Below are 20,137 nucleotides of genomic sequence, written 5' to 3'. Positions count from 1 at the left end.
ACAATAAATATTGACTACTTATTTTATCTGCTGCATCATGGGCGCATGCCACCGACCAAGCCCCGGCGAACTCAGGCGGAGCGCACCGCCGAGACGCGGCGCGCATTGCTGGAGGCGACGCTCGATGCGCTGGTGGAGGTGGGTTTCAAGGGGACGACCACCACCGAGGTGGCTCGCCGTGCCGGCATGTCGGTGGGGGCGCTGCAAGGGCATTTCCCGACGAAGATCGGTCTGCTGACCGCCGCCATCGAGTTCGCGCTGAACCGTCGCATCGAAGAGTTCGAGGTGCTGATCTCGGGACTGGATTCGGCGACCGACAAGCTCGACGAGGCCATCGACCTGTTGTGGTCGATGTATTCCGGCCCGACTTTCACCGCATCGCACGAACTGTGGGTGGCCGCCCGCACCGACCCCGATCTGGCGCCCGCGGTGATCGAAACCGATCGGCAGTTCTCGGCGGCCTGCGACCGGGTATACGCCGAGTTGTTGGCGTCGGCGGAAGCGGCCGGTACCGAGACCAAGCCGTCGCGCATCGGCCCGCAGATGACCTTCGCGCTGATGAACGGCCTGGCGATGTCGCGATCGATCGCCGGATACGAACCGCTGGACACCGCCGAGATCCTCGACGCCTTCAAAGTGCTGGCCCGGCCACTGGTGGCCGGCCTGCCGACCCGACAAGACGAACCACAGCCCGAGGGGGAGCCATGACCGCCGAAAACCAGCGCGGCACCGCAGCGGTACAGCCGCGCCGCATCCGTTTCAACTACCCGGTGGCTTCCCTGCAACGGCACTTCGTCAAGGGCGACCTGGTGATGAGTCACATGATCGCCCACCTGTCGGCGGTGTTCCCCGAAGGCGAAGATTTCTTCATCCGTTCGGTGCGTCGCTACGCCGACCAGATCACCGATCCGGTGCTCAAAGAACAGGTCAAGGGATTCATCGGGCAAGAGGTGACGCACGGTCGCGAGCACCGCGCACTCAACGAGCGACTCCAGCAGATGGGATACCCCACCCACCGGATCGACCGGCTGGTGAACCGGCGCCAGCGGGCCATCGAACGGCGATTCTCCCCGCTGACCTGTCTGGCGATCACCGCTGCCCTCGAACATTTCACCGCGGTGTTCGCCGAGACCCTGCTCACCGACGAGCGTGCCCAGGCTCTGCTGGGCACCTCGGAGGTGCGGTCCATGCTGCTGTGGCATGCCATCGAGGAGTCCGAGCACCGCTCGGTCGCCTTCGACGTCTACCGGGCCGTCGGTGGCGATGAGGCCCGGCGGATCCGCACGATGCGGATCATTCGGTTCACCTTCCCGATGGCGGTGTCGCTGAACACCATCTTGTCGCTGCTGGCGGATCCGGCGGCCTACCACCCGGTGCGGCTCATCCGTAGCTTCGCCGCACTGCGGCACTCGCCGTTCCTGACCCGAGACGTCTTTCGTCGCCTGGGCGACTACCTACGGCCCGGCTTTCATCCGGACGACCACGACAACACCGCGCTGCTCGAGCGCTGGGAGGCGGAGCTGTTCGGTGAGCAAGGAACACTGGTCGGCCATTTGAGCTGAGCGCTCGCTCATTTGACGCTGGGATGGTGCAGCGGCTACCGTCGTCTGCTATGGACAACGGCATGCTCGTAGTAGCCCACTGCGCGTTGGTTGTTGCCTGAACTCGCAACCACCGACGCGCAACCCTCGTGCAGCAGCTGAGCTGGCGGGGGTTTTTTGTTGCCACCAGTGCCCAAAGACACAGTCGTCGAAGACAAAGAGGAAACCGTGAGCGCACCCACCACGCGACCGCCGGAGCGGTCGGCAGATGCTCAGCCGGCCGGCGGGACTTCGGCCGCCGCCAAGACCACCGACGAGGCGACGGCCCAGGCCAAGTCGCCCGCCAAGCGCGTTGCGCCGGAGCAGATGACCGGTGCCCAGTCGGTGATCCGGTCGCTGGAGGAACTCGATGTCGATGTGATCTTCGGCATCCCCGGCGGCGCCGTGCTGCCGGTCTATGACCCGCTGTTCGATTCCAAGAAGCTGCGCCACGTACTGGTCCGCCATGAGCAGGGCGCCGGGCATGCCGCCAGCGGCTACGCCCACGCCACCGGCCGGGTCGGCGTCATGATGGCCACGTCGGGACCGGGTGCCACCAACCTGGTGACTCCGTTGGCCGATGCGCAGATGGACTCGATCCCGGTGGTCGCGATCACCGGTCAGGTCGGTCGCCAGCTGATCGGTACCGACGCCTTCCAAGAGGCCGACATCTCCGGCATCACCATGCCGATCACCAAGCACAACTTCCTGGTCCGCAACGGCGACGACATCCCGCGGGTGATCGCCGAGGCGTTCCACATCGCGGCGAGCGGAAGGCCCGGGGCGGTTCTCGTCGACATCCCCAAGGATCTGTTGCAGGGGCAGTGCACGTTCGCCTGGCCGCCGCGACTGGACCTGCCCGGCTACAAGCCCACCACCAAGCCGCACAGCCGTCAGGTCCGCGAGGCCGCCAAGCTGATCTCCGCCGCGACCCGGCCGGTGTTGTATGTCGGCGGTGGTGTGATCCGCGGCGACGCCTGTGCCGAACTGGCCGAGCTGGCCGAGTTGACCGGCATCCCGGTGGTCACCACCTTGATGGCGCGCGGCGCGTTCCCCGACAGTCACCGCCAGCATCTGGGTATGCCCGGCATGCACGGCACCGTCGCGGCGGTGGCGGGGTTGCAGCGCTCCGATCTGCTGATCACCCTCGGTGCCCGGTTCGACGACCGGGTCACCGGGCAGTTGGACTCGTTCGCCCCCGAGGCCAAGGTGATTCACGCCGACATCGACCCGGCCGAGATCGGCAAGAACCGGCACGCCGACGTCCCGATCGTGGGTGACGTCAAGGCCGTCATCACCGAGTTGCTCGAGGTGCTTCGGCGCGGCGAACTGTCGTTGGAGTTGGCCGACTGGTGGGCTTACCTCGATGACGTCCGCTCGACCTACCCGTTGAGCTACGGCCCGCAGAGCGACGGCAGCCTGTCGCCGGAGTACGTGATCGAGACGTTGGGCCGCATCGCCGGACCCGAGGCGCTCTACGTCGCCGGCGTCGGCCAGCACCAGATGTGGGCCGCGCAGTTCGTGAAGTACGAGAACCCGCGCACGTGGCTGAACTCCGGAGGCCTGGGCACCATGGGCTTTGCGATCCCCGCGGCGATGGGGGCCAAGATGGGCCGCCCGGACGCCGAGGTGTGGGCGGTCGACGGCGACGGCTGCTTCCAGATGACCAACCAGGAACTGGCCACCTGCGCCATCGAGGGCATTCCGATCAAGGTGGCGTTGATCAACAACGGCAACCTGGGCATGGTGCGCCAGTGGCAGACCCTGTTCTACGGGGAGCGCTACTCACAGACAGATCTGGCCACCCACTCCCGTCGCATCCCGGACTTCGTGATGCTGGCCGAGGCTCTCGGCTGTGTCGGATTGCGTTGCGAACGTGAGGAAGATGTCGAAGCCGTGATCAACCAGGCGCGGGCGATCAACGACCGGCCGGTGATGGTCGAGTTCGTCGTCGGCGCCGACGCGCAGGTGTGGCCGATGGTGGCCGCCGGCACCAGCAATGATGAGATCCAGGCGGCACGCGGCATCCGGCCGCTGTTCGACGACGACGACAACGAGGGGCACGCGTGATGGCGACAGGCTGGAAGACCCACACGCTTTCGGTGCTCGTCGAAGACAAGCCCGGTGTGCTTGCCCGGGTGGCGGCGCTGTTCTCGCGACGCGGCTTCAACATCGAGTCGCTGGCGGTCGGTGCCACCGAGACGAAGAACATGTCGCGGATGACGATCGTCGTCTCGGTGGAGGACACCCCGCTCGAGCAGATCACCAAGCAGCTCAACAAGCTGATCAACGTCATCAAGATCGTCGAGCAGGAAGAGGACAACTCGGTCTCGCGCGAGATCGCGCTGATCAAGGTCCGCGCCGACGCGGGTACCCGTGGCCAGATCGTCGAGGCCGTGAACCTGTTCCGCGCCAGGGTGATCGATGTCTCTCCGGAATCGTTGATCATCGAGGCCACCGGTACACCGGCCAAGTTCGATGCACTGCTGCGCGTGCTGGAGCCCTATGGCATCCGCGAAATCGTCCAATCGGGTCTCGTATCGTTGTCTCGCGGTCCGCGCGGCATCGGCACCACCAAATAGTCCCCCCAGAAATAGCCAGTAGAGATAGTTAGGAAGCAAAAGTGGCAGTTGAGATGTTCTACGACGACGACGCCGACCTGTCGATCATCCAGGGTCGCAAGGTCGGGGTCATCGGCTACGGCAGCCAGGGCCACGCGCACTCGCTGAGCCTGCGCGACTCCGGCGTGCAGGTGAAGGTGGGCCTCAAGGAGGGCTCGAAGTCCCGTGAGAAGGTCGCCGAGCAGGGCCTGGAGGTCGACACTCCGGCCGAGGTCGCCAAGTGGGCGGACGTGATCATGGTGCTCGCGCCCGACACCGCGCAGGCGGAGATCTTCAAGAACGACATCGAGCCCAACCTGGAAGACGGCAATGCGCTGTTCTTCGGCCACGGACTGAACATCCACTTCGGTCTGATCAAGGCACCGGCCAACGTCACCGTCGGCATGGTCGCTCCCAAGGGGCCCGGCCACCTGGTGCGTCGCCAGTTCGTCGACGGCAAGGGCGTCCCGGCCCTGATCGCCATCGACCAGGACCCCAAGGGCGAAGGTCAGGCGCTGGCGCTGTCCTACGCCAAGGGCATCGGCGGCACCCGCGCCGGCGTCATCAAGACCACCTTCAAGGAAGAGACCGAAACCGACCTCTTCGGTGAGCAGGCCGTGCTGTGCGGTGGCACCGAAGAACTGGTCAAGACCGGTTTCGAGGTCATGGTCGAGGCGGGCTATGCCCCGGAGATGGCGTACTTCGAGGTGCTGCACGAGCTGAAGCTGATCGTCGACCTGATGTACGAGGGCGGCATCGCCCGGATGAACTACTCGGTCTCCGACACCGCGGAGTTCGGCGGCTACCTGTCCGGCCCGCGGGTGATCGACGCCGGCACCAAGGAGCGGATGCGCGCGATCCTGTCCGACATTCAGGACGGCACCTTCGTCAAGCGGCTGGTGGCCAACGTCGAGGGCGGCAACAAGGAACTCGAAGGCCTGCGTAAGGAGAACGCCGAGCACCCCATCGAGGTCACCGGCAAGAAGCTGCGCGATCTGATGAGCTGGGTGGACCGGCCCATCACCGAGACCGCCTGATATCGAGCCTTCGAACTTGTCGCGGTAGCCGTCGGCGCCGCCGCAACAGGAAAGTAGAGAGGGGCCCCTTCCCGCGGAAGGGGCCCCTCGTCTTTCGCCGGTGGGTGGGCCTAGAGGCCGCCGAGCAAACCGTCGAGCATGCCCGACAGGTCGATGTTGGCGAAGATTCCGGAGAGATCGATGTTGGCGAAGATGTCGGACAGGTCGATGTTGGCGAACATGTCGGACAGGTCGAAGTTGGCGAATATGTCCGATAGGTCGATGCTGGCCAGCATGTCGACCAAGCCGTCGAAGATGCTGGCGAAGTCGATGTTCGACAGCAGATCGGCGAAGCCGGTGAAGATGCCCGACAGGTCGATGTTGGCCAGCATCTCGGTGATGCTGCTGAAGATGCTGGCGAAGTCGAACTCGGCGAAGAAGTCGGTGATCCCGTCGACGATGCCGACGAAGAAGTCGCTGATGCCACTGAAGATGCCGGCCAGGTCGAAGTCGGCGAGGAAGTCGCTGATGCCGCTGAAGATGCCGGCGAAGTCGAAGCCGGTGAAGGCGTCGACCAATCCGTCGAACGCCCCGCCGGCGTCGGCGGTCAGCGTAATGGCCGCTATCGGGGGGCTCGCCGGTGTGACCACCACGGGCGTGGCGGCAATCGCCCCGGCGCCGATGATCGCGGCACCGGCCAGAGCGAGCGGGCGAAGACTGGCATGCATGGTTCTCTCCTTAGGGTTGTGACCCGTGACACCCCCGGAGAGATTTGTGCCCTCCGCCACAAGTGAGGCAGAGACTACAGCAAACCTGACAGTAAGTCGTTAGTTGCCTGGGAAATATCTGGCGATCTACGAAAAAGGCAAGTTCATCGGGTATCTATGTGTGCCCGCGGGGATATCATTTCGCGGCCTTCATGGGGCCAGATTCGGCAGCTGGCGAATGCCGAACTCGCGGCGCAACACGGTGCGGGCGGCGTAATATCCGGCCATTCCGTGCACGCCGGCACCGGGTGGTGTGGCCGCCGAGCACAGATACACGCCGGGAATCGGGGTCGTCCACGGGTCGATCCGCGGTGTCGGTCCGGTGATGGCCCGCCACGCGTTGTTGCCGCCCGCGGCGATGTCGCCGCCGACGTAGTTGGCATTGTGGTGAGTCAGTCCGGCTGCCGGTATCGACCGCACCGCGACCACGATGTCGCGGAATCCGGGAGCGAAGCGCTCGATGGTGGCGGTGACCGCTTCGGCCTGGTCGACCGTGGAGCCGGCGGGAACGTGGGCGTAGGCCCACATCGGCCGTCTGCCGCCGGCGTCGATCCGGCCGGGGTCGACCAGGTGCGGTAGCGCAGCCAGGACCATCGGCCGCTGAGCGTGCCGACCGGCGGCGACGTCGGCCTCGGCTTGTGCCATTTGTTGGCGGTTGCCGCCGAGATGCAGGGTGGGGGTTGTCGCCAGGCGCGGATCGGACCAGGGCACCTCGCCGGAGAGCACGAAATCGACTTTGGCGGCGGCCGAGCCGAATCGATAGCGCCCCAATGCTTTTGCGTACCGAGTGGGTAATGCGTCGCCGTAGATCGACAGCAATGCCGTCGGTGCGGTATCGAACAACACCACCCCGCCGGGTGGCGTGGACACCGGCGTATCGGCGGCCAGTTCGCCACCGTGTGCGATCAGGTCGGCGATGAGGGCATCGGTGATCGCCTGGCTGCCGCCGACCGGGATCGGCCAGCCGACGGTATGACCCAGAGTCGCCAGCATCATGCCCGCGCCGGCTGAGGTCACCGAGGGCAGTCGCGAGATCGTGTGGGCGGCAACGCCGGTATACAACGCACGTGCGTCGTCGCCCGTCAGCGCCGCGTTCCAAGCCGGCCCCGCCTGCCCGGCCATTCGCAGTCCCAAGCGGGCGACCGTGGTCAATCCCGAGGGGACCGACCGCTTGTCACCGAGCAGGAACCGCACCACTGCGGCACTGTCGGCGACCAGCGGCCCCATCAACCGCTTCCATGACGAACCGTCCTGCAGTTCCGCGCAGGTGCGGTCCAGGTCCCGGTAGGCGATCGCGGCCGGCCCGTCGTCCAGCGGATTGCCGTAGGAGACCTCCGGGGCGTTGACCTGCACACCACGGGCGGCCAGGTCGAATTCGGTGAAGAACGGCGAAGCCAGCGCCAGGGGATGCACCGCCGAGCAGATGTCGTGGGAGACGCCGGAGAACTCCGGATCGGCGGCGGTGCGGGCCCCGCCGCCGAAGGTGGGTTGGGCTTCCAAAACCTGTACCGACAGGCCGGCGCGGGCGCAGATGACTGCGGCGGCCAGGCCGTTGGGTCCACTACCGACGACGGTGACGTCCATTCGTCGATGGTAGGGAAGGGCCGAGACTTGCGGTGCAGTACGGGGTCGGCGGGTGCCTGCCAAGACTGTGATCTTCGCAGGCACCCGCCGAGTGTTCTTCAATCCGAAGCAACGGGCCGACGTGTCGGCGTCGCGCTGCAGAGGGGTGGCTCCCTAGTCGGCTGCACCCAGGTCCATCGTCGAGGTGACGATCTCCCACAGGTTTGTCAATGCCGACATCAGGCCGGTCGCTTCGCCTGTGATGTCGCCGGAACCATCGCCCGGGAAAGCGAATCCGATCGCGTTGAAGATCGAACCACCGGTACCCAGGTTCTCCGGGTCGGCGGGATCGAAATCGGCGGGGTCACCGATGGTGACGCCCTCGGTCAACAGGCCGCCCAGCGCGATGTCGAGTCCGCTAAGAGCGCCGGGCGGGAAGAGGCCGCTGTCATCGAAGAGGGGCAACAGCCCGGACAGGTCCAAGGTGGTGCCGTTCAACAAGGCATCGAAGACGTTTTCGGGAGCCGCCAGCAGTGCGTCGAGCACTTGATCGAAGTCGCCGTCTTCCAGGCCGGCGAGGATGTCCTGGAAGCTGTTGTAAAGCTCCACGATGGGGCTGAGTAGCGGTCCCAGCGCGCCGATGAGCACTCCGCTGATCGGCGAGCTGATGAAGTTGATCACCGCGAGCATGTCGTCGTCGAGAGCGGGGGTGCCGTCCCCGTACGGCGGGATCCCGTTGAACGTACTCCACAGGAAGCCGTGGTTGAGGTCGGTGGTCAGGAATGCCGCCGGCTGCATCACGTCGTAGTTCGGTTCCCCGAGGAACGTGATGGCCTGGAACACGTCGCCCATGCCATCGGCGGAGGCGCTGAGCTGGATCTCGGGGAGATGCGTTGTGGTCACCGGGGCGACCGGTGTGGCAGCGATGGCGCCAGCCGCGAGAGCGGCGACGCTCATTGCCGCGTAGGGGCGCAGCAGATTTTGCATGGGTGGTATCCCTCCGGTTAGTTAACGACGAGTTCTAAGCAAACTTATAATTACACAAATTTTTGCTATGGCAAGGGTTTTTGGTCACCGGCCGTCTTGTGCGCCGGCTCGTCGGCGGGAGGGTCCGGTCGCATGGCTTGGGGCCGGTGATTCGGTGGGGCCGCGCAGCCGCGGACGTGCTGATGGGATTTTTCTAGAACATGTTCATCGTTTGCGACACCGCGCAATGAAACTGTAATAACCCCTAGTTGTGCTAGATGCTGGGCTAGCCACTGAATTTGCCGATCTGCCGCAATGTGAAGCTGTGACTTGCGGTGGAACTTTCCGGGTGGGGCGAGACCGCTGAGGGCGTGCCGCGGCGGTGTCGGTTCCATAGATACATAAGAAAAACATGTGTAAACAATGTGTTTAACGAAACCGCGGGGTGCGAAAAGTGCAGGTTCATCTGCGTCTGGCAAATCTCTCCCGGATCTTTCCCCGGGGTAGGGCGCCGCCAGCGCGGGGCTGCGGATAATTCGGCGGGCGTGATGCGCAGACGAGGTGAGCAGCGTCGCCGCGCGGCTGCCATAGGCAAACCCGAACGAAGCCGCCGAACATCAGCCACTAGGCTGTCCGGGTGACTCTGCCTGTGGTTTTGATCGCTGACAAACTCGCCCAATCCACCGTCGCCGCGCTCGGCGACCAGGTCGAGGTTCGCTGGGTGGACGGCCCGGACCGGGAGAAGTTGCTGGCCGCCGTGCCGGATGCCGACGCGCTGCTGGTGCGTTCGGCCACCACCGTCGACGCAGAGGTGCTGGCCGCCGGTACCAAACTCAAGATCGTCGCGCGCGCCGGTGTCGGCCTGGACAACGTCGACGTCGACGCCGCCACCGCCCGCGGCGTGCTGGTGGTCAACGCCCCGACCTCCAACATTCACAGCGCCGCCGAGCATGCGATCGCGCTGATGCTGGCCGCCGCGCGTGAGATCCCGGCAGCCGACGCTTCGCTGCACGCCAAGCAGTGGAAGCGTTCCTCGTTCTCCGGTACCGAAATCTACGACCACACCGTCGGCGTGGTCGGTCTCGGTCGCATCGGGCAGTTGGTGGCCCAGCGATTGGCCGCATTCGGCGCGCACATCGTCGCCTACGACCCCTACGTGTCGGCGGCCCGCGCCGCCCAGCTGGGCATCGAGCTGTTGTCCCTCGACGACCTGTTGGCGCGTGCCGACTTCATCTCGGTGCACCTGCCGAAGACCCCCGAAACCGCGGGGCTGATCGGCAAGGAGAACCTGGCCAAGACCAAGCCGGGTGTCATCATCGTCAACGCCGCCCGCGGTGGACTGATCGACGAGGCCGCGCTGGCCGAGGCGATCACCAGCGGCCACGTCCGGGCCGCCGGCCTGGACGTGTTCGCCACCGAGCCGTGCACCGATTCGCCGTTGTTCGACCTGCCCCAGGTGGTCGTGACCCCGCACCTGGGCGCCTCGACCGTCGAGGCGCAGGACCGGGCCGGTACCGATGTCGCCAAGAGCGTAAAGCTGGCGCTGGCCGGCGAATTCGTCCCCGACGCGGTCAACGTCGGCGGTGGCGCGGTCAGCGAGGAGGTTGCGCCGTGGCTGGACCTGGTGCGCAAACTCGGCCTGCTCGCCGGTGCGCTCTCCGACTCCCTGCCGGTATCGCTGTCGGTGCAGGTGCGCGGTGAACTCGCATCGGAAGAAGTTGGCGTGCTGCGGCTTTCGGCGTTGCGCGGCCTGTTCTCCGCGGTCATCGAAGACCAGGTGACGTTCGTCAACGCGCCGGCGCTGGCCGCCGAACGCGGCGTGGACGCCGAGATCGGCACCGCCAGCGAAAGCCCCAACCACCGCAGTGTCGTCGAGCTGAAGGCGGTCACCGCCGACGGCGCGACCGTCACCGTCGCCGGCACCCTGTCCGGCACCCAGCAGGTGGAGAAGATCGTCGAGATCAACGGCCGCCACTTCGACCTGCGGGCCCAGGGCGTCAACCTGATCGTCAACTACGCCGACCAGCCCGGTGCGCTCGGCAAGATCGGCACCCTGCTGGGAGCGGCGGACATCAACATCCAGGCCGCGCAACTCTCCGAGGACGCCGCCGGAACCGGTGCGACCATTCTGCTGCGGGTCGACCGCGGTGTCCCCGAGGATGTGCGCTCCGCCATCGGCGCGGCCGTCGGCGCCAACAAGCTGGAAGAGGTTGACCTGGCATGAGTGTCAAACTTGCGGTCATCCCTGGCGACGGTATCGGCCCCGAGGTCATCGCCGAGGCGGTCAAGGTGCTCGACGCGGTGCTGCCGGGCGTGGAGAAGACCCACTACGACCTGGGCGCCAGGCGTTACCACGCCACCGGCGAGATCCTGCCGGACTCGGTGCTCGAGGAGATCCGCGGCCACGACGTGATCCTGCTCGGCGCCATCGGGGATCCCTCGGTGCCGTCCGGTGTGCTCGAGCGCGGCCTGCTGCTGCACGCCCGCTTCGCCCTGGACCACCACGTCAACCTGCGGCCCGGCCGCCTGTATCCGGGCGTGGCCAGCCCGCTGGCCGACCCGCCCGAGATCGACTTCCTGGTGGTCCGCGAAGGTACCGAGGGGCCGTACACCGGCAACGGTGGCGCGTTGCGCGTCGGCACACCGCACGAGGTGGCCACCGAGGTCAGCGTCAACACCGCATTCGGCGTGGCCCGGGTGGTGCGGTACGCCTTCGAGAAGGCCCGCGCCCGGCGCAAGCACCTGACCCTGGTGCACAAGAACAACGTGCTGGCCTACGCCGGATCGCTGTGGACCCGCGCGGTCGCCGAGATCGCCAAGGACTACCCGGACGTGGAGACGGCCTACACCCACGTGGACGCCGCCACCATCTATCTGGTGACCGACCCCGGCCGGTTCGATGTGATCGTCACCGACAACCTGTTCGGCGACATCGTCACCGACCTGGCCGGTGCCGTCTGCGGCGGGATCGGTCTGGCGGCCAGCGGCAACATCGATGCCACCGGCACCAACCCGTCGATGTTCGAACCGGTGCACGGCAGTGCGCCCGACATCGCCGGGCAGGGCATCGCCGACCCGACCGCGGCCATCACCTCGGTGGCCATGCTGCTGGGCCACATCGGGGAGGCCGCGGCGGCCGAACGCGTCGACGCGGCGGTCGCGAAGCACCTGGCCACCCGCGGCGCGGAGAAGTTGTCCACCAGCGCCACCGGCGATCGGATTCTGGGCCTGCTCTAGTCGGCGGGATCCGGGCCCGCCGGCACGAGCGGGAACGCGGCCAGCGGGAACAGCGCACAGACGGCGAACGCCAGCGGGTACCCCGCCACGCCGATCAGTGTGCCGAACAACGGCGGCACCACGCCGGCGGCGAAGTGCTGGCTGGTGTTCTGGGTGCCCAGCGCCCGCCCACTCCAGAACGGGCCGGCGATCTCGGCGATCGCGGTGAACGCCAATCCGTTGTCCGACACCGTGATCGCCGAAGCCAGCACGATGATCACGACACTGATCGGCCAGTTGGCCCAGGACGTCAGCGCCAACGCGAGCATGGCGACCGCGGCGGCGACGGCGATGGTGCGGATCGGTCGCAGCCGTGAGCCGACGTGATCCGACCAGCGGCCGGCCCCGATCCGGCCGGCCGCCCCCAACAGCTGGCTGACGGTGACCACCGCACCGGCCGCTCCCGCGGACCAGCCCCGCTCGGCCATCAGCCACACCAGCATGAACGTCCACACCATTGCCTGCGGCACCACCAGTAGCACCGACAGTGCATGGATCCGCCACAGCATCGCCGAGCCGCGGTAGGGATTGGCCAGGTGCTCGGCGGGGGCCGCCGCCCGGGGCGGACGCGGCGGATCGCTGACCCCCACCACGCAGGCCACCGCGGCGGCCGCGCACACGATCGCCGGGAACAGCAGGGCGGAGCCGATGCCATGGTGTTGAGCTATGCGGGGAATCACCAAGGCGCCCAATCCAACTCCCAGCGGTTGGGCGGTCTGGCGGATACCCATCGCCAACCCGCGCTGATGCGCCGGAAACCACCCGACCACCAGTCGGCCGCTGGCACTGTTGCTGCTGGCTGCGGCCATCCCGCCCAACAGTAGGAAGACTCCGGTGGTACTCAGCGAACCGGCCGAGGCGGCCTGCGCCGCACCGAAAGCGGCCAACGCGGTCAGCGCCGATCCGGCTACCAGCACCAGTCGCTCGCCCCACCGGTCGACCAGGTAACCCCAGGCGATCAGGGTGGCGACCAGACCGAAGCTGGGCAGCGAGGACAGCAGCCCGGCGTGTGCCAGGTCCAGGCCGTGGTCGCTGTGCAACGTGGGGATCAGGAACGCGACACCGTTGATGAAGACGTTGGTGCACAACGTCGCTGCCAATGCCAGACCGAGGATCATCCAGCGGCGCGCGCCACCGATCGCCTCACCGGTCATCCGGTGATCGTCGCACGCTGTCTCGACCGCAGACCAACCGCCGGGTGCTACACCGGGTCGAAGACGCGGCTGGCGATGAATGTCGGCCGTGGCGCCGCGGCACCGTACGGCTCCACCAGGGTGTTCTCCACGCTGTTGTAGACGATGAAGACGTTCGAGCGGGCATAGGGCGTGATGTTGCTGCTCGAGCCGTGCATGCAGTTGCTGTCGAAGAACACCGCCGAACCGGCCGGGCCGGTGATCTGCTGAATCCCGTGCTGGTCGGCCAGCCAGGTCAGGCTCGCGTCGTCGGGTGTCCCGATCTCCTGCTCGACCAGAGACGAACGGTAGTGATCCGGCGGAGTCGCGCCCGGGCACGAAACGAACCAGCGGTGCGAACCGGGCATGATCATCAGGGACCCGTTGCTGTCCAGGTTCTCGGTGAGCGCCAGCGAGACACTGACCGCGCGCGGCGTCGGCATCCCGTCTTCGGCGTGCCAGGTCTCGAAATCGGAGTGCCAGTAGAACTCCCGGCCGTTGAATCCCGGCTTGAAGTTGACCCGACTCTGATGCACGTACACATCCGAGCCCAGCAGTTGGCGGGCCGGGCCCACCAGTCGGGGGTCGCGCACCAGCGCGGCGAACGCGGGGCTGATCCGGTGTACCTCGAAGATCGACCGGACCTGCCCGCTGTCACGTTCGCAGATGGACCGTTCGTCGGCGGCCAGCGCGGGATCGGCACGCAACCGGTCCAACTCATTGCGCAGGTCGGTCACGACGTCGGCATCGACCAGTGCGTCGATGGACAGAAAGCCGTCGGTGTCGAACCGCTCGACGCTGGCCGGCCCCAGCGGGCCGCCGTTGCCGTCGCGCGTCCACACCACCGGGTCGCGCCGCGGCTCGATTCCGATGGCGACGTCGTTGCGGGTGGGGTAGTGGTCGGTGACTGCTTCGGTGAGGGAGGGGGTCACGACACCACCTCGCGCGGTTCCTCGGTGATCAAGGGGTACGCGCCGGTCTCGTCGTGCACCTCCTGCCCGGTGACCGGCGGATCGAAGACACACACCATGCGCAGGTCGGTGTGTGCCGAGACGCGGTGGTGCTCATGGCCGTCGAGCAGGTACAGGGTGCCGTCGCGCAGCGGGTGGACCTCACCGGTCTCGTCGTTGATCAACTCACCCTCACCGCCGACGCAGTACACCGCCTCGACGTGGTTGGCGTACCACATCGCGGTCTCGGTCCCGGCGTACAGGATCGTCTCGTGCAGTGAGAACCGCTGCCCGTCACGGGCCAGCAGAAGTCGTTGGCTGTTCCATGTTTTGGACTGGACATCGCGGTCGGTGCCCTTGATCTCGGCGAGGGTACGGACGATCATCGGCTGACTCCTGAAGTGGTGGTGGTGTTTTCTCGGGCGACGACGGCTTCGATGGACGCGGCGGTGATCTCGAGTCCTTCGGCGAGGTCGTCGTCGTCGATGACCAACGGCGGCATCAACTTCACGACCTCGCCTTCCGGTCCGGAGGATTCCAGCAGCAGGCCGCGCTCGAACGCCTCACGGCACACCGCTCCGGCGAGCTCGGGGCGCTCGAACGCGATGCCGCGGATCAGGCCGCGGCCCCGAGTGGTGACGCCGGGGATCGGATCCACCACTTCGGTCAGGGCTTGTTCGATCAATTCACCCTTGCGCAGCACGGACTTCTCCAACCGGTTGTCGGTCCAGAAGTTCAGTGCGGCCTTCGCCGTCACGAAGGACGCGTTCTGGCCGCGGAAGGTGCCGTTGTGCTCACCCGGCTCCCACACGTCGAGTTCGGGCTTCAGCAGGGTCAGTGCCATCGGAAGCCCATAGCCACCGATGGACTTGGACAGGCAGACGATGTCGGGGACGATGCCGGCCGCTTCGAAGCTGAAGAACGGACCGGTACGGCCGCAACCCATCTGCACATCGTCGACGATCAGCAGCAGGTTGTGGCGCTTGCACAGTTCGGCCAATCCACGCAGCCAGTCCAAGCGGGCGACGTTGATCCCGCCCTCGCCCTGCACGGTCTCGACGATCACCGCGGCCGGGTCGTTGAGGCCGCTGCCGCTGTCCTGCAGCAGGCGCTCGAACCACATGAAGTCGGGTACCACGCCGTCGAGGTAGTTGTCGTAGGGCATCGGGGTGGCGTGCACCAGCGGAATGCCCGCACCGCCGCGCTTCATCGAGTTACCGGTGACGCTCAGCGAACCGAGCGTCATTCCGTGAAAAGCGTTGGTGAAACTGATGATGCTCTCGCGACCGGTGACTTTGCGCACCAACTTCAGTGCTGATTCCACCGCGTTGGTCCCGGTGGGGCCGGGGAACTGAACCTTGTAGTCGAGTTCGCGGGGTTTGAGGATCACCTCTTCGAACCGCTCGAGGAATTCGGCCTTGGCCACGGTCTGCATATCGAGGCTGTGGATCACCCGGTCCGAACTCAGGTATTCCAGCAGTGGGGCCCGCAATTCGGGGTGGTTGTGCCCGTAGTTGAGGGCGCCGGCGCCGGCGAAGAAGTCGAGGTATTCCTTGCCGTCGACATCCCACATCCGCGATCCGCTGGCCCGGTCGAACGTCACCGGCCAGGATCGGCAATAACTTCGTACCTCGGATTCCAGGGTTTCAAAAATGGTCATGGTTCCTCCGTCCGTCGGTCACATACAACGGAACGGAACGACAGGTCGATTTCCTAACTCGTGCCGTGGGTGATCTCGGCTCGACCCACCACCCCGCTCGGATGCCCCCGACTAGGTCCGCAGGGGCTCACGTTTGCGCGTCCGTGACCTTACCGAGACCAATTTGTTATCTCAACATCGCCACGCCTTCAGAAACGACTTGGGGGTACCCGCAAGGGGCCAATGCGAAACAACTCTTCGGCCAGATGTGATTCCGGGAATAAACCGGCTCCGAACAGCTCAGAACATTCCAGGGCTGCATCCCATCTGCGGGCGAACGCGGTGAACAACCGCCGACTGGCGTCGTTATCCGGTGTGATCGACGTCTCAAGATGGGTGACGCCGGCGGGGGTCAGTGCGGTCGCCAGATGGTCCAACATCCGGCCCGCCAGGCCGACCCCACGATGGGCGGTGTTCACCGCCACCTGCCAGATCATCAGGGTTGCGGGCTGGTCGGGGCGGCGATATCCCGTGATGAAGCCCCCCGGCGCCCCGTTCACCTCGGCGATCACCGAAGTCGCGGCGAAGTCCCGACACCACAACAGGTAGGCGTAGGGGGCATTCACATCGAGGGTGACGCTGTCGACGGCCATCTGCCACAGGGCCGGGCCGTCTGCCACCGTCGGTGTCCGGAGTCGAACGTCAGCGGTATCGGTCATACGTATCGACGGTACTTGGTGGTCGGTTCAGGGGGTGGCCGACGGGTCCGGCGGCGGCCCCGGGGGTACCCGCAGGGTGCGCAACGCCTCCAACACCGAACGTCCCTCGGGTTCGGCGCTGACCGGAACCAAGCGCAGGGCCGCCAGTGGAAACAACCCGCAGAGCGCGAAGGCCAGCGGGTAACCGACGGTGCCGATCAGCGCGCCGAAGAGCGGCGGTGCGATCCCGGCGGTGAGACGCTGAGTGGTGTTCTGGATGCCCAGCGCGCGACCGCCCCAATACGGTCCGGCGACCTCGGCGACCGCGGTGGACGCCAACCCGTTGTCCAGCACGGTGATCACCGCCGCGACGACCATCGCCGCCTCGGCCAGATGGGAGTGCAGGTGATCCGCGATGCCCAGTGCCAGCATCGCCACCGCACCGGCGAGTGCCAGGCTGCGGATCGGCCGAAGTCGTGAACGCACCCGGTCGGACCACCGGCCGGCCGCCACACGTCCGACCGCACCGATCAACTGCGACACGGTCACCAGGCCGGCCGCCGCCGCGATCGACCAGTGGGTGTCCACGATCAACCACACCAGCATGAAGGTGGCGATCACACCCTGCGGAACCATCAGCAGCGCCGAGGACAGGTGGATGCGCCACAGCACCTTCGAACCGCTGTAGGGGTTGGCCAGCTCCGCGCCGGAAGCAGCCGAACGCGGCGCTCGTGGCGGGTCGACCACCCCGATCGCACATGCCACCGCCGCCACGGCGCACAGGGTGGCCGGGAACATCAGTGCCCGGGCCAGCCCGTGCTCGGCCAGTTCCGGAATCACCTCGGCTCCCAACGCGATACCGAGGGGTTGCGCGGTCTGGCGGATGCCCATCACCAGTCCGCGTTGGTGGGGTGGGAACCAGCCGGTGACCAGGCGACCGCTGGCGCTGTTGGCACTGGCTGCGGCCATACCGCCCAGAAACAGGAACGCGCCCACCGCGATAAGGGAGTGCATCGACGCGGCCGCGAAGGTGGCCAGGGCGGTCAGCGCCGAGCCGACGGACAGCACGATCCGCTCGCCGATCCGATCCAGCAGGGCGCCCCATGCGAAGAGGGTCAGCACCATGCCGAAACTCGGCATCGACGCCAGCAGGCCGGCCATCGCCAGATTGGTCTCCCGCTTGGTCTCCAGCATGGGGATCACGAAGGCGATGCCGTTGATGAAGACGAACGAGCACATGGTGGCCAGCAGTGCGACCACCACAACCGACCAGCGAGCTGCCTTGCTCAGCGACTCGGTCGACATCCGCTCATGGTTTCACAGCGACGCCCGGCCGGGGGAGCGCTGCGCGGTAAGACATCGACCCGCTTCGGCCCGCTCCGCGGCGCCGGCGATCCCGATTAGGCTTGCCGGTATGCGCCTAGGCCGAATTGCCAGCCCGGACGGTGTCGCCTTCGTCAGTCTTGAAGGGGACCCGGACCGGCCACACGAGATGACCGCCCGTGAGATCGCCGAGCACCCGTTCGGAACGCCGGAATTCACCGGCCGGACCTGGCCGCTGGCCGACGTACGCCTGCTGGCCCCGATCCTGGCCAGCAAGGTGGTCTGCATCGGCAAGAACTATGCGGCCCACATCGCCGAGATGGGCGGCACCCCACCGGCCAACCCGACGATGTTCCTGAAGCCCAACACGGCGATCATCGGACCCGGCGTGCCGATCCAACTGCCCGCCAATGCATCCCCGGTGCACTTCGAGGGGGAGCTGGCCGTGGTCATCTCCCGGCCCTGTAAGGACGTTCCCGCCGCGCGGGCCAGGGACAACATCCTCGGATACACCATCGGAAACGACGTTTCGGCCCGTGATCAGCAGAAGTCCGACGGCCAGTGGACGCGAGCCAAGGGCCACGACACGTTCTGCCCGATCGGCCCCTGGATCGTCACCGACTTGGACCCGCAGGATCTCGCGATCCGCACCGAAGTCAACGGGGAGCTCAAACAGGACAGCCGGACCTCGCTGATGATGCACGACGTCGGCGCCATCGTGGAGTGGATCTCCGCGGTCATGACGCTGTTGCCCGGCGACATCATTCTCACCGGCACCCCCGAAGGGGTCGGTCCCATCGAACACGGTGACACCGTGTCCGTCTCCGTCGAAGGCATCGGCACGTTGTCCAACCCCGTTATCCGCAAAGGAAAGTCGTGACCACATCTGGTGTTCGTGTCCGGTTCTGCCCGTCGCCGACCGGCACCCCGCACGTCGGGCTGATCCGTACCGCGCTGTTCAACTGGGCCTACGCCCGCCACACCGGCGGCACCTTGGTCTTCCGGGTCGAAGACACCGACGCCGAGCGCGACAGTGAGGAGAGCTACCTGGCGTTGCTCGACGCACTGCGCTGGCTGCACCTGGACTGGGACGAGGGCCCCGAGGTCGGCGGTCCCTACGGGCCCTACCGGCAGTCCGAACGCGCCGACCTGCACCGCGGGGTGGTCGCCCGGCTACTGGAAGCGGGCGAGGCCTATGAGGCGTTCTCCACCCCCGAGGAGGTCGAGGCCCGCCATCTCGCCGCCGGTCGCAACCCCAAGCTGGGCTACGACAACTTCGACCGGGACCTGACCGCCGAGCAGCGAGCCGACTATCTGGCGCAGGGCCGCAAACCCGTGGTGCGGCTGCGGATGCCCGACGCCGATCTCGGCTGGAACGACCTGGTCCGCGGGCAGACGACGTTCCCCGCGGGCACGGTGCCCGACTTCGCCCTGACGCGCGCCAACGGCGATCCGCTGTACACACTGGTGAACCCGGTCGACGACGCCATGATGAAGATCACCCACGTCCTGCGCGGCGAGGACCTGCTGCCGTCCACGCCCCGGCAGCTCGCCCTGTACCAGGCGTTGATGCGCATCGGGGTGGCCGATCGGATCCCGGAATTCGGACACCTGCCAACGGTTTTGGGCGAGGGAACCAAGAAGCTGTCCAAGCGTGATCCGCAGTCCAATCTGTTCGCACACCGGGATCGCGGTTTCATCCCGGAGGGCCTGCTGAACTACCTGGCGCTGCTGGGCTGGTCGATCGCCGACGACCGTGACGTGTTCAGCCTCGACGAGATGGTGGCGGCCTTCGATGTGGTCGACGTCAACTCCAATCCGGCCCGCTTCGATCAGAAGAAGGCCGATGCGCTCAACGCCGAGCACATCCGGCTGCTCGGCTTGGAGGACTTCACCGCACGACTGCGCGCCTACCTGGAGTCCCAGGGTCACGACACCGGACTCGACGAGGCGGGCTTCTCGACGGCGGCGGCGCTGGTCCAGACCCGCATCGTGGTGCTCGGCGATGCCTGGGGCCTGTTGAAGTTCTTCAACGACGACCATTACGAGCTGGACCCCCGTGCGGCCGCCAAGGAGTTGGGGCCCGACGCCGCGCCGGTCCTGGACGCCGCTATCGCCGCGCTGGACGGGCTGGGGGAGTGGACCACCGCCAACATCGAGGCTGCGCTCAAAGCGGCGCTACTGGATGGTCTGGAGCTCAAGCCGCGTAAGGCGTTCGGCCCGATCCGGGTGGGCGTCTCCGGCGGTCTGGTCAGCCCGCCGCTGTTCGAGTCGTTGGAACTGCTGGGCTCGGCACGTAGCCTGACCAGGCTTCGGGCGGCCCGAGAGGGTGTCGGGCAAGCTCGATGACAACTTCGCCGTAGAAGTTTGGTAGTCTGCTCGTCGGCCCAAGAACGGCTGGCCAGAAATGCCTCACCGGCACTCTGACCAGCAGTAATGGGCAGGCCAATGGGGTATGGTGTAATTGGCAACACAGCTGATTCTGGTTCAGCCATTCTAGGTTCGAGTCCTGGTACCCCAGCAAAAGCAGTCCGCCACAAGCGATTAGGCGGTCTGCGCGGGTTGAGCTATGCTGGCAACCCGGAAA

Annotated in this window: 18 protein-coding genes and 1 tRNA gene; 10 read left to right on the top strand and 9 right to left on the bottom strand. The window is 66.5% G+C overall.

Annotation, left to right across the window (positions count from 1 at the left end):
- Window positions 1–45 precede the first annotated feature (45 nt).
- The 5 genes from RCP38_RS12655 to ilvC all read left to right on the top strand — a co-directional run bounded on the left by RCP38_RS12655 (window position 46) and on the right by ilvC (window position 5,217).
- Window positions 46–708: a TetR/AcrR family transcriptional regulator gene (locus RCP38_RS12655; protein WP_308473297.1), complete on the top strand. Its 663-nt coding sequence runs from the start codon at window positions 46–48 to the stop codon at window positions 706–708.
- Window positions 705–1,562 carry a metal-dependent hydrolase gene (locus tag RCP38_RS12650; RefSeq protein WP_308473296.1) on the top strand — a complete coding sequence of 286 codons (858 nt, stop codon included), beginning with the start codon at window positions 705–707 and terminating at the stop codon, window positions 1,560–1,562. The genes RCP38_RS12655 and RCP38_RS12650 overlap by 4 nt, the downstream gene beginning before the upstream one ends.
- 207 nt (window positions 1,563–1,769) lie before the next feature.
- Complete coding sequence (locus tag RCP38_RS12645) at window positions 1,770–3,650, top strand: acetolactate synthase large subunit (RefSeq protein ID WP_308473295.1); 1,881 nt, start codon at window positions 1,770–1,772, stop codon at window positions 3,648–3,650.
- Window positions 3,650–4,162: an acetolactate synthase small subunit gene (gene ilvN, locus RCP38_RS12640; RefSeq protein WP_024443377.1), complete on the top strand. Its 513-nt coding sequence runs from the start codon at window positions 3,650–3,652 to the stop codon at window positions 4,160–4,162. The genes RCP38_RS12645 and ilvN overlap by 1 nt, the downstream gene beginning before the upstream one ends.
- Window positions 4,163–4,215: 53 nt before the next feature.
- Window positions 4,216–5,217, top strand: coding sequence for a ketol-acid reductoisomerase (gene ilvC / locus RCP38_RS12635; RefSeq protein ID WP_308477253.1), 1,002 nt, complete (start codon window positions 4,216–4,218; stop codon window positions 5,215–5,217).
- A 110-nt stretch (window positions 5,218–5,327) separates the two neighbouring features.
- Here ilvC and RCP38_RS12630 read toward each other — a convergent pair whose 3' ends face one another.
- The 3 genes from RCP38_RS12630 to gjpA form a co-directional block, all read right to left on the bottom strand.
- The gene (locus RCP38_RS12630) at window positions 5,328–5,924 is read right to left on the bottom strand and encodes a hypothetical protein (protein ID WP_308473293.1); all 597 of its coding nucleotides are present in this window, start codon (window positions 5,922–5,924) and stop codon (window positions 5,328–5,330) included.
- Window positions 5,925–6,113: 189 nt separating this feature from the next.
- Window positions 6,114–7,547, bottom strand: a complete 1,434-nt coding sequence (locus RCP38_RS12625) for a phytoene desaturase family protein (protein ID WP_308473292.1) — start codon at window positions 7,545–7,547, stop codon at window positions 6,114–6,116.
- A gap of 153 nt (window positions 7,548–7,700) precedes the next feature.
- The gene (gene gjpA / locus RCP38_RS12620) at window positions 7,701–8,513 is read right to left on the bottom strand and encodes an outer membrane porin GjpA (protein ID WP_308473291.1); all 813 of its coding nucleotides are present in this window, start codon (window positions 8,511–8,513) and stop codon (window positions 7,701–7,703) included.
- Window positions 8,514–9,129: 616 nt separating this feature from the next.
- Here gjpA and serA point away from each other — a divergent pair.
- Complete coding sequence (gene serA, locus RCP38_RS12615; RefSeq protein ID WP_308473290.1) at window positions 9,130–10,716, top strand: phosphoglycerate dehydrogenase; 1,587 nt, start codon at window positions 9,130–9,132, stop codon at window positions 10,714–10,716.
- A complete protein-coding gene (locus tag RCP38_RS12610) occupies window positions 10,713–11,729 on the top strand; it encodes a 3-isopropylmalate dehydrogenase (RefSeq protein WP_308473289.1) in 1,017 nt (338 codons plus the stop codon). The genes serA and RCP38_RS12610 overlap by 4 nt, the downstream gene beginning before the upstream one ends.
- Here the strand turns inward: RCP38_RS12610 and RCP38_RS12605 are convergent.
- From RCP38_RS12605 to RCP38_RS12580, 6 genes are all read right to left on the bottom strand, one after another.
- Window positions 11,726–12,922 carry an MFS transporter gene (locus RCP38_RS12605; RefSeq protein WP_308473288.1) on the bottom strand — a complete coding sequence of 399 codons (1,197 nt, stop codon included), beginning with the start codon at window positions 12,920–12,922 and terminating at the stop codon, window positions 11,726–11,728. The two genes, RCP38_RS12610 and RCP38_RS12605, sit on opposite strands and share 4 nt — an antisense overlap.
- 47 nt (window positions 12,923–12,969) lie before the next feature.
- Complete coding sequence (gene thpD, locus RCP38_RS12600; protein WP_308473287.1) at window positions 12,970–13,872, bottom strand: ectoine hydroxylase; 903 nt, start codon at window positions 13,870–13,872, stop codon at window positions 12,970–12,972.
- The gene (locus tag RCP38_RS12595; protein ID WP_308473286.1) at window positions 13,869–14,276 is read right to left on the bottom strand and encodes an ectoine synthase; all 408 of its coding nucleotides are present in this window, start codon (window positions 14,274–14,276) and stop codon (window positions 13,869–13,871) included. Before RCP38_RS12595 ends, thpD begins: the two co-directional genes overlap by 4 nt.
- Window positions 14,273–15,550: a diaminobutyrate--2-oxoglutarate transaminase gene (ectB, locus tag RCP38_RS12590; protein WP_308473285.1), complete on the bottom strand. Its 1,278-nt coding sequence runs from the start codon at window positions 15,548–15,550 to the stop codon at window positions 14,273–14,275. The genes RCP38_RS12595 and ectB overlap by 4 nt, the downstream gene beginning before the upstream one ends.
- A gap of 188 nt (window positions 15,551–15,738) precedes the next feature.
- Window positions 15,739–16,248 (bottom strand): diaminobutyrate acetyltransferase, encoded by a 510-nt coding sequence (gene ectA, locus RCP38_RS12585; RefSeq protein ID WP_308473284.1) that lies wholly within the window; start codon window positions 16,246–16,248, stop codon window positions 15,739–15,741.
- A 27-nt stretch (window positions 16,249–16,275) separates the two neighbouring features.
- Complete coding sequence (locus RCP38_RS12580) at window positions 16,276–17,532, bottom strand: MFS transporter (protein WP_308473283.1); 1,257 nt, start codon at window positions 17,530–17,532, stop codon at window positions 16,276–16,278.
- 109 nt (window positions 17,533–17,641) lie between these two features.
- On the opposite strand from RCP38_RS12580, the gene RCP38_RS12575 reads away from it, so the two are divergent.
- The 3 genes from RCP38_RS12575 (at window position 17,642) to RCP38_RS12565 (ending at window position 20,071) form a co-directional block, all read left to right on the top strand.
- Entirely contained in the window at window positions 17,642–18,430 is a 789-nt protein-coding gene (locus tag RCP38_RS12575; protein WP_308473282.1) for a fumarylacetoacetate hydrolase family protein, read from the top strand.
- Window positions 18,427–19,899, top strand: coding sequence for a glutamate--tRNA ligase (gene gltX / locus RCP38_RS12570; RefSeq protein ID WP_308473281.1), 1,473 nt, complete (start codon window positions 18,427–18,429; stop codon window positions 19,897–19,899). Before RCP38_RS12575 ends, gltX begins: the two co-directional genes overlap by 4 nt.
- 100 nt (window positions 19,900–19,999) lie before the next feature.
- Window positions 20,000–20,071 (top strand) — tRNA-Gln (locus tag RCP38_RS12565).
- Window positions 20,072–20,137 lie beyond the last annotated feature (66 nt).

It is taken from the genome of Mycolicibacter sp. MU0083, from assembly GCF_963378075.1.
GTDB classification, from domain to species: Bacteria; Actinomycetota; Actinomycetes; order Mycobacteriales; family Mycobacteriaceae; genus Mycobacterium; species Mycobacterium kokjensenii.
The sequence above is the reverse complement of the archived record's forward strand: the minus strand, read 5'-3'. Positions and strand labels throughout refer to the sequence as shown.